General features: G+C 40.3%; 8 protein-coding genes and 3 tRNA genes. 3 read left to right on the forward strand and 8 right to left on the reverse strand.

Annotation, left to right across the window (positions count from 1 at the left end; translation table 11 throughout):
* Positions 1–501: 501 nt before the first annotated feature.
* From GQR55_RS19085 to nudE, 5 genes are all read right to left on the reverse strand, one after another.
* Positions 502–578: transfer RNA gene (locus tag GQR55_RS19085), tRNA-Met, on the reverse strand.
* A gap of 142 nt (positions 579–720) precedes the next feature.
* Positions 721–797, reverse strand: a tRNA-Met gene (locus GQR55_RS19090).
* Positions 798–876: 79 nt separating this feature from the next.
* Positions 877–953 (reverse strand) — tRNA-Met (locus tag GQR55_RS19095).
* A 136-nt stretch (positions 954–1,089) separates the two neighbouring features.
* Positions 1,090–1,893, reverse strand: a complete 804-nt coding sequence (gene cysQ, locus GQR55_RS19100) for a 3'(2'),5'-bisphosphate nucleotidase CysQ (protein ID WP_007586545.1) — start codon at positions 1,891–1,893, stop codon at positions 1,090–1,092.
* Complete coding sequence (nudE, locus tag GQR55_RS19105; protein ID WP_008166466.1) at positions 1,886–2,458, reverse strand: ADP compounds hydrolase NudE; 573 nt, start codon at positions 2,456–2,458, stop codon at positions 1,886–1,888. The genes cysQ and nudE overlap by 8 nt, the downstream gene beginning before the upstream one ends.
* Before the next feature lie 61 nt (positions 2,459–2,519).
* Between nudE and yrfG the strand changes: the two genes are divergently transcribed.
* The gene (yrfG, locus tag GQR55_RS19110) at positions 2,520–3,167 is read left to right on the forward strand and encodes a GMP/IMP nucleotidase (protein WP_166421858.1); all 648 of its coding nucleotides are present in this window, start codon (positions 2,520–2,522) and stop codon (positions 3,165–3,167) included.
* A gap of 16 nt (positions 3,168–3,183) precedes the next feature.
* On the opposite strand, the gene GQR55_RS19115 is transcribed toward yrfG, so the two are convergent.
* From GQR55_RS19115 to GQR55_RS19125, 3 genes are all read right to left on the reverse strand, one after another.
* On the reverse strand, positions 3,184–3,807 hold the full coding sequence (locus GQR55_RS19115; protein ID WP_166421859.1) for a dUTP diphosphatase: 624 nt from the start codon (positions 3,805–3,807) through the stop codon (positions 3,184–3,186).
* Between the two features lie 103 nt (positions 3,808–3,910).
* Positions 3,911–4,279 (reverse strand): YacL family protein, encoded by a 369-nt coding sequence (locus tag GQR55_RS19120; protein WP_024592461.1) that lies wholly within the window; start codon positions 4,277–4,279, stop codon positions 3,911–3,913.
* 116 nt (positions 4,280–4,395) lie between these two features.
* Positions 4,396–4,620 carry a hypothetical protein gene (locus tag GQR55_RS19125; RefSeq protein ID WP_008166458.1) on the reverse strand — a complete coding sequence of 75 codons (225 nt, stop codon included), beginning with the start codon at positions 4,618–4,620 and terminating at the stop codon, positions 4,396–4,398.
* Between the two features lie 303 nt (positions 4,621–4,923).
* On the opposite strand from GQR55_RS19125, the gene uvrD reads away from it, so the two are divergent.
* Positions 4,924–7,089 (forward strand): DNA helicase II, encoded by a 2,166-nt coding sequence (uvrD, locus tag GQR55_RS19130; protein ID WP_008166456.1) that lies wholly within the window; start codon positions 4,924–4,926, stop codon positions 7,087–7,089.
* A complete protein-coding gene (locus GQR55_RS19135; protein WP_166421860.1) occupies positions 7,067–9,136 on the forward strand; it encodes a GNAT family N-acetyltransferase in 2,070 nt (689 codons plus the stop codon). Before uvrD ends, GQR55_RS19135 begins: the two co-directional genes overlap by 23 nt.
* Positions 9,137–9,426 lie beyond the last annotated feature (290 nt).

Raw genomic sequence — 9,426 nt, forward strand, 5'->3', positions numbered from 1 at the left:
CCGACGACCTTCGCTTACTTATGCAAAATGTTTTGCGCAGTAACGGTGAGTTTTATAATTATAGGAATTCATTAAACTGCAGATGCAAAAAATCACTCGATAAAGAGTGCGATTTTGTTTTAACTTTTTAGATATTTAATTTCAGTGGTTTCGGGAGCCTGAGTTTGTAAAAAGCGAACCGACGACCTTCGCTTACTTATGCAAAATGTTTTGCGCAGTAACGGTGAGTTTTATAATTATAGGAATTCATTAAACTGCAGACGCAAAAAATCACTCGATAAAGAGTGCGATTTTGTTTTAACTTTTTAGATATTTAATTTCAGTGGTTGCGGGAGCCTGAGTTTGTAAAAAGCGAACCGACGACCTTCGCTTACTTATGCAAAATGTTTTGCGCAGTAACGGTGAGTTTTATAATTATAGGAATTCATTAAACTGCAGACGCAAAAAATAACTCGATGAAGAGTGCGATTTTGTTTTAACTTTTTAGATATTTAATTTCAGTGGTTGCGGGAGCCGGATTTGAACCGACGACCTTCGGGTTATGAGCCCGACGAGCTACCAGACTGCTCCATCCCGCGCCTGAAATTGTATACTTGTTTAAATTTGCTTACATTACAACTTGGCTTCCAATTTAAAAATTTATTGCGGGAGCTGTGAAGGTGAAGAGTGAACCGACGACCTTTTAAAACTACCTATTGCACTAAATCTTTATAAAATAATTGGTTGCGGGAGCCGGATTTGAACCGACGACCTTCGGGTTATGAGCCCGACGAGCTACCAGACTGCTCCATCCCGCGCCTGTATATTTTAAGTCTATCGACTACTTTATTTTATCTCTTAAGCTAGAGTTTGCAGTAACCAAATCTTACAAAGAATTGGTTGCGGGAGCCGGATTTGAACCGACGACCTTCGGGTTATGAGCCCGACGAGCTACCAGACTGCTCCATCCCGCGCCTGTAATTTCTTTAAAACATTTTCGTAATATTTACGAGCCTGCCTTGAAGAGAGCGCTACTATATAGGAATAAACATTTAATGCAAGGCCTAAACTAATTAAAGTTGTTCAACCGAACAAAAAGCAATCAAATTGCTATTCTGCGCTCAACCTTTGATGCGGATTAATCATTTTTTGCCATTCCCAGTCTGGATGCCCCATCACTATAAAGTCAGGGTTCTCAGTACTCTCGCGTTGGTTGTACGTTAGCGGGTTAAATTCAGCATCGGTAATACAACCACCGGCTTCTTCAACAATAACTTGTGAAGCACCTGTATCCCACTCTCCCGTTGGACCAATTCTTAAAAAACAATCTGCTTTACCTTCTGCAACAGTACAAGCTTTTAATGAGCACGAGCCAATAGCAATAGTTGTAAACTGACTATTTAAATACTGACTCACCGCTTCTATTTTTTGGCGGCGGCTCACTGCAAGCGTCAAGTTCTCTGGCGGCGCTACAGATATTTGCTTATCAATTGAGTTTTCACGTTTAAAGGCACCATTTTTAGCTGTAGCAAAATAAGTCACACCTTTTGCAGGCCAATGAATAACGCCAAGCACAGGATGATTATTTTCAATCAATGCAATGTTTACTGCAAAGTCGCCACTTTCTAAAATAAATTCGCCTGTACCATCCATCGGATCGAGTAACCAATAACGCTGCCAGTCCTGTCTGTCGGCAAGTGCAGGTATAGGTGTTTCTTCCGACATAATTGGGATATCGGGCGCTAAGACTTTTAATCCAGCAACCAGTACGTCATTTGCTGCTAAGTCAGCTTTGGTAACAGGCGTATTATCTGATTTCTCTTGTTGGCCAATATCGCCTTTTTTATAAATGGCCATAATTGCATCGCCAGCACGCTCAGCTAATTCAATACACGGTTCGATTAATTTATTCATCGGCAGCTCCAGACGCTAAATACTTATCTAATAATAGCAAAGCTGCAACACTGCGTGCTTCGGTAAAATCTTCTTGGTCTAATAATGACTGCCACTGAGTTAATGGCCACTTAACAACAACAAGCGGCTCTGGTTCGTCGCCAATAAGGGTTTGTGGGTATAATTGCTTAGCAAATAAAATATGCATAGTGGCATTAAAATAACTCGGCGCCATTGTTACTGTTCTTAATGGTTTAAAATACTCAGCACCAAAGCCAATTTCTTCTTTAAGCTCTCTGTTAGCAGCTTGCTCTGGCGTTTCGCCCGGATCGATTAAACCTTTAGGAAAGCCCAACTGATAGTCGTTTGTACCCGCACAATACTCACGTACAAGTAGTAGTTCGTTGTCTGCACTTAACGGAACAATCATCACTGCTCCCCGGCCACCGCCGCGAATTCGCTCATACTGGCGTTCTTCGTTATTAGAAAACTTGAGTTCTAAAGACTCCACAGTAAACAGGCGGCTTTTAGCGACAACGTTGTTACTGAGGATTTGTGGTGGTACTGGGTGCTTTTTCTGTGTCATTGGCGTTAATTTGCTATCATGGCAGTTAGTTCAATAATAAACCTTATAAGTTGAAATTCCTATGTTAAATTGGTCAAAAATCGATACCGTTTTACTCGATATGGACGGAACATTACTCGATTTACATTACGACAGTCATTTTTGGCTTAACGTAATTCCACAACAACATGCATTAGCAAGAGGTATTAGCTTAGACGCAGCTAAAGCAGATATTTTAAAACGCTATCAAGCTGTGAGCGGTCAAGTACAGTGGTATTGTTTAGATTATTGGGAGCAACAATTAAGCTTGCCTATAATGGAGCTTAAACGAGAGTCTCAGCATTTAATTAAAATGCGCGAAGACGTACCTCATTTTTTAACTGAGCTTAAAAAAGCAGGCAAAGAATTAATTTTACTTACCAACGCCCACCCTGAGAGTGTCATGCTCAAATTTGAGCATACAGCGATTGATAACTACCTAGATGGTGTAGTGTCCACTCATGAGTATGGAGTAAGTAAAGAGCAACAAAGTTTGTGGCACCAAGTACAAAAAGACTTAGGGTTTAATAAGCAGCGCACTTTATTTGTAGATGACAGTGTGCCGGTATTAAATGCCGCACGAGAATACGGCATTGAGCACTTACTTGCAGTTGCTAACCCTGATAGCCAACAACCACATAACGAAATAGCCGATTACCTAAGTGTTACCGACTATCGTAAGATTATTTAATCTCAGCTTACGTGAGCTAAACTTTTGGGTAACGCGCTTCTAGGCCTTGGTATACTAACTTTGCAAAATCTGCATGCTCTGTATCAAGGCTTTTAACTACTTCAACTAGATGCTCGTTATCTTCTTGCCCGTTCCATTCTTTAATATAGCTACCATCTTTGTAACCGTGATCTTGGCGGAAAAAGTTTAACGTATTTTTACCTACGTAGCCGCGATATAAATCATCAATATCCATATCCATTTGCGCCATACAACCGGCAAATGCAGCGGCATTAAACGTTTTATCTGCAACAGCAGAAGCCGCTAATATTTCTAGCGTTTGTTTAAAGTCATCCGCTTGTTGAGCATTACTAAGCTCAACTTCAAGTTGCTTTGCTAAGTCTTCGTAGCTAGTTTCGCCGTCAATTCTGAGCGATAGACCAAAATGAAAAATATCAACCAACTCTAAAATAACTTGTTCAGTATCTGGTGTTTGTTTTTTCCACCATTTCCAACCATGATGATCCAGCATTTCAGCACACTCAACCCAAATAGCGCGGTACCATTCAAACCCTTGAGTAAACCACTGCTCATGTACTTTAGTGTTCATGGCGTTTTGCATTTCTAGCATCACTACTAGCTTGTTTAAATTGGCAGACATATCAATTCCTGTCGTTTTTGGTTGGCGTAATTTTCGTTGGCATAATAATACAGATAAAATGCGGATTGTGCATTGCCGTATATTTTCATTGTTGTGCAAATTTTTATCTTGAGGTAGTAAACTCATGCCATGAGTCAATTAAATCAATAAAATCTTCAAAGCCACAACCACTACTTAAACCATTTTCTTCAAGCGCTAAATCGTCATCTTGATACGCTATTAGGTCTTCACTGTCTTGATGAAGCGCATGGGCTTCAAATAATGCTTCGTCTTTCGTTAATATTAAATCTATTTCTTGGCCTTTTAGCGTTAGCGGCTCATAGCTTGAACTTACCGATGCAATAAGCGCTTGCACCATAGCTACTTTGTCTTTGCCTATTTCTTCGTTTAGCCAGCGACCAATAATGGCATGTTCGCTACTTATTTTAATACGTAACCCGCTAATAGGATCGCGAATAAATTGATATTCCATAGGGTTTGCCTGTAAATCTTTAATTGCGTAATTATATACGTAAACGCCCGTAAACCACAGGACATATAAAGCAAAATAGCGCCACATGGGCGCTATTTTATTCAGCTTTAAAGCCGTTAACTTCGCGATCTATAACGCGCGGCGTCAATAATTGACCATAAGTAAATAATAGGCACAAGTACAAAACCTACAAGCACATAAATTAGTGCGTAACTTATTATAATAGCGAGTGCAAAAAATATAGCCGCTAAAATACGCCCTTGCACTAACTGCCCTAAACCAGGAAAAAATATATTACATATTGCTGCAATTACGTTACCGCCAGAACCTTGATCTGCCATATTAACCTCTGTATTTATTTAATTTTATAGTTATTTACTTACACACTTTATGCCAATTTATTAAAGCTTACAAATCAAATAGTTAAATTAGCCTAGATTTAAGGAGTTAGTAAATTTTGCTAAATTTAGGTCAAATTAGCAATTTTTGTTATGCGTTTGCACTTTTTCGTTTGTTTAAATAAGTAGCAAGTCACTCGTTTTGAACACTATTTTATAAATAGCTGTTTATAAAAACAGTATTTTATTTAGCCTAACAAAAACACCTGTTATACTGCCCACAATATTGATTAAAAAGGCGTAACGATGGACGTTTCACAATTACTCGATGGCTTAAATGACAAACAACGCGATGCCGTTGCAGCCCCACTACAAAACATGCTGGTATTAGCAGGTGCTGGGTCTGGTAAAACACGAGTGTTAGTTCATCGTATTGCGTGGCTTATGCAAGTTGAGCAAGCCTCTGCTTACAGTATTTTTGCAGTTACCTTTACTAATAAAGCAGCTAAAGAAATGCGTAGCCGCGTTGAAGAAACACTAAAAGCTCCTGTAGGTGGTATGTGGATTGGTACGTTCCATGGTTTATCGCATCGTATTTTACGTGCTCATCACCGTGAAGCTAATTTACCAGAAGCCTTTCAAATTTTAGACTCTGACGATCAGCTTAGAATGATCAAGCGCTTATTAAAATCGATGAATATTGATGATAAAAAATGGCCCGCTAAGCAATTTGGCTGGTACATAAGCGCCAAAAAAGATGAAGCACTTCGCCCTAAAGATATTCAAGCATACGATATTAATGAGCAAATGATGCTGCGTGTTTATGCCGCCTATCAAGAGGCCTGTGATAGAGCGGGCCTAGTTGATTTTGCTGAAATATTACTACGCAGCTACGAAGTGTTAAAAAATAACCCTACGTTACTGCGTCATTATCAGCAACGCTTTGCGCATATGCTAGTAGACGAGTTCCAAGATACAAATACCATTCAATATGCTTGGTTAAAGTTACTTGCTGGCGATACTAACAGCATTATGATTGTAGGCGACGATGACCAAAGCATTTATGGTTGGCGTGGTGCTAAAATCGAAAACATTAAACGATTTTTAACTGACTTTAGCGCCGAAACCATTCGTCTTGAGCAAAACTACCGTTCAACAGCGACTATTTTGAAAGCGTCTAACGCATTAATTCAAAATAACTCAGAACGTATGGGTAAAAGCTTATGGACCGACGGTAACGACGGCGAGCCAATCTCTATTTATGCAGCATTTAATGAGTTAGACGAAGCACGCTTTGTAAGTAGCAAACTACGAAGCTGGTTAAATGCAGGTAATGCCCTACAAGATGCCGCAATTTTATACCGTAGTAACGCGCAATCTCGTGTACTCGAGGAGGCCATGCTGCAAGAAGGCTTAAAATACCGTATTTATGGTGGTATGCGATTCTTCGAACGACAAGAAATTAAAGATGCGCTTTCGTATTTACGCCTAGTAGGTAATCGTCAAGACGATGCCGCGTTTGAACGTGTAATTAATACGCCAGCACGCGGTATTGGTGATAAAACATTGAGCCATATACGCGACTGTGCACGAGCAGAATCATTACCGCTTTGGTATGCCGCAAAAGCAATTGTAGAACAACAGCACTTATCTGGTCGTGCTTCTGGTGCAGTAAGTAAGTTTGTAGAACTCGTTGAACAAATAGAAGATAAAATTAGCGATCTAACTTTGCATGAGCAAGCCAAGTACACAATTCAAACCTCAGGCTTGATGGCAATGTACCAAGCTGAAAAAGGTGAAAAAGGCCGTGCTCGCGTAGAAAACTTAGAAGAGCTCATTAGCGCATGTGACCAGTACGAACTTCCTGAAGACGAAGAGTACAGCTCACCTTTACAAGGCTTTTTAGCCCATACGTCACTTGAGTCGGGTGAAGGACAAGCAGAAGAACACGAAGACGCCGTACAAATGATGACGCTTCACTCAGCTAAAGGCTTAGAGTTTCCGCTAGTCTTTATGGTAGGCGTAGAAGAAGGCATGTTCCCTTCTCAGCAAAGTAACGAAGAGTCTGGCCGTTTAGAAGAAGAGCGCCGCCTTTGTTATGTAGGCATGACACGAGCAATGGATAAGTTATACATTAGCCATGCTGAGAGTCGCCGCTTATACGGGCAAGAAAAATACCATAGCCCATCACGCTTTTTACGCGAAATCCCTGAGGACTGCGTTGAGGAAATCCGTATTAAAACACAGGTTTCTCGTCCACCTGCTGCCGGGCGTTTTAGCGCATCAGTTAGCCATGCCGCATTTGAAGACAGTGGCTTTAACTTAGGTCAACGAGTACTTCATGCTAAGTTTGGCATTGGTACCGTACTTAATTACGAAGGCAGCGGCGCGCAATCTCGCGTACAAGTTAACTTTGATGACCTTGGTAGTAAATGGTTAGTAACGGCCTATGCACGATTACAAGCAGTATAAAGCACACCTAAATGAGTTAGAACAACAACTAGCTGACGCATATCATCGTCAGCTAGTGTTGATTACGGGCAGCCCAGCTTGGTGTTATGAATTACTTAACTCATTAATAGATGAAAACAATACACTTGTTGTCTCAAAGCAGCGTGCGCTTAAAAATTCATACTGGCCTACTCGCACTCACCAAATTTTAGGGCAAGAATTTGCTCATGCTGTTTACGACGGTTTTAGTGGTTTGCACCCAGATAAACTTGCAGCACTTTCCGGCACCGTTAAAGCCGGTGGTATGCTGTTTTTATTACTGCATGAATTAGGTGACTTACCTACTTGGCAAGACCCTTCATTAAGTACAGTACAATCACACGGTCATACCATTAACTACAGTTTATTTAATCAACGTTTCGCAACTGTTATTAAACAATTACCTGCTTTTCATTTTAGTGAAAAAAATGGCTGTATTGATCACAACTCAAGCTTTGTTACACATAATAAAATTGATTATCAACCTCAGCAAAGCTGCGTTGAACAAATAGTTAAAGTGGCTAAGGGCCGTGCCAACAGACCTTTACTTATTAATGCCGATAGAGGCAGGGGTAAGTCGGCAGCACTCGGCCTCGCAACAGCAAAACTGACTGATAAAAAAGTAATTATTTGTAGTACTCAGTTTAAAGCGACCCATAGTAGCTTTAAACATTTAGCCAACGAGTTAAGCCTGCAATACAATGCTGAACATAAACAGCTCGCCAACTTGCACTACGTTGCACCTGACGCGTTATTAAACACACTACCTGAGTGCAATTTATTACTAGTAGATGAAGCTGCAGCAATCCCTGTTCCGTTATTACTACAAATGCTAGCTAATTACCCTCGTATAGTATTTGCAAGCACTCTGGTTGGGTATGAGGGCAATGGCAGAGGTTATACCATTCGCTTTAGTAACTATATTAAAGCGCACTATAAAGCCTCTAAAGTTGTAACACTGGATGAGCCACTGCGCTTTGCTAAACACGATCCCCTTGAGCAACACATTCGCACACTGTTTGCACTCGATGCACAATATAATGAGTTAAGTAGTAATCAATTAGAACAGCCAGTTCATAGTGAAATAACTCAGCAATCCCTTGTAAACAATGAGCCATTACTGCAGCAAGTTATTGCCCTGCTTGCATTAGCTCACTATCAAAGTAGTGTAAACGACTTACGCCAACTACTAGACGCACCATCGCAACGACTATTTATTAGCAAAATTAATAATCAATTAGTTGGCGTATGCTTAATCGCCATAGAAGGTGGTTTGAGTGAAGAACTTGCCCTACAAGTTATAAGTGGAGAGCGTCGTCCGCAAGGACATTTAATGGCGCAAGCACTCTCACAACTTAGCTTTAATAATGACTGTTTAACACAACTGAGCGCTCGCGTTGTACGAATAGCGATTGATCCGAGTTCTCACAATATAGGGCTTGGTAAAAAGCTACTTAGCTATTGCGAGTCGCAAGTAAAAAACCAATGTAGTTGGTTTGGTGCAAGCTTTGGCGCAACAGCGCAGTTACTTAATTTTTGGCAGAACCAAGGGTTTGATATCGTAAAACTGGGTTATCAACGCGATAAAAGCACAGCTGAACATTCAGCGCTTGTGGTTAAATGCTTAAATAACAAAAGTGCAATTATCCAACCTTTGAAAAAGCAGTTTAAAAACGACTTTTTTTATGGGCTTTTAACACACTTTAAAACACTAGATTGGCAACTTGTAAGTATTTTAATTGAAGGGCTTAGCGATGAGTTAGTAGGTCTAGAGATTCGCGAAAGATTAGTCTTGCTCGTAAACAGTAACTTCACTCAATTTAGTATCTCTGCGACTCTTTGGCAGATAATGAACCAGTCTCCTTCTTGTATGTCTCAATTAACAGAGTCTGATAAACAACTCTTAATAAAATTAGTACTACAAAATGAAAGTAATGAAAAAGTAATTCAATACTTAGGTTTATTAGGAAAAAAACAGCTTGAGAATCAATTTAAACGTGCCATAAAAAACCTCACTAGTACCATCTAATAATCTTTAGTTGCCCTATCTCTGTTAAATTTCATCCATCTTTAAGCTATTTATTTAATCCCAGACAGCGAAAAACCCGTTACATTTCTGTAACGGGTTTCTTTAATTTGAAGTCGGTGCAGGGTGTCGTGGTGCCCACTGCGGTAGAGAGGCACAGTGAAATTCTACACTATCTTTGTGTCGGGGCGGCCTTCCGCGGGGCTCGCCTCGAGCTGTTTTGTTTCACTACTGAGTTCGGTATGCGCTCTTGGCTATTTAATAAATTCCAGATAGCAAAAAAACCGTCACAT

The sequence above is a fragment of the Pseudoalteromonas sp. Z1A8 genome, assembly GCF_011378855.1.
Classification (GTDB): Bacteria; Pseudomonadota; Gammaproteobacteria; order Enterobacterales; family Alteromonadaceae; genus Pseudoalteromonas.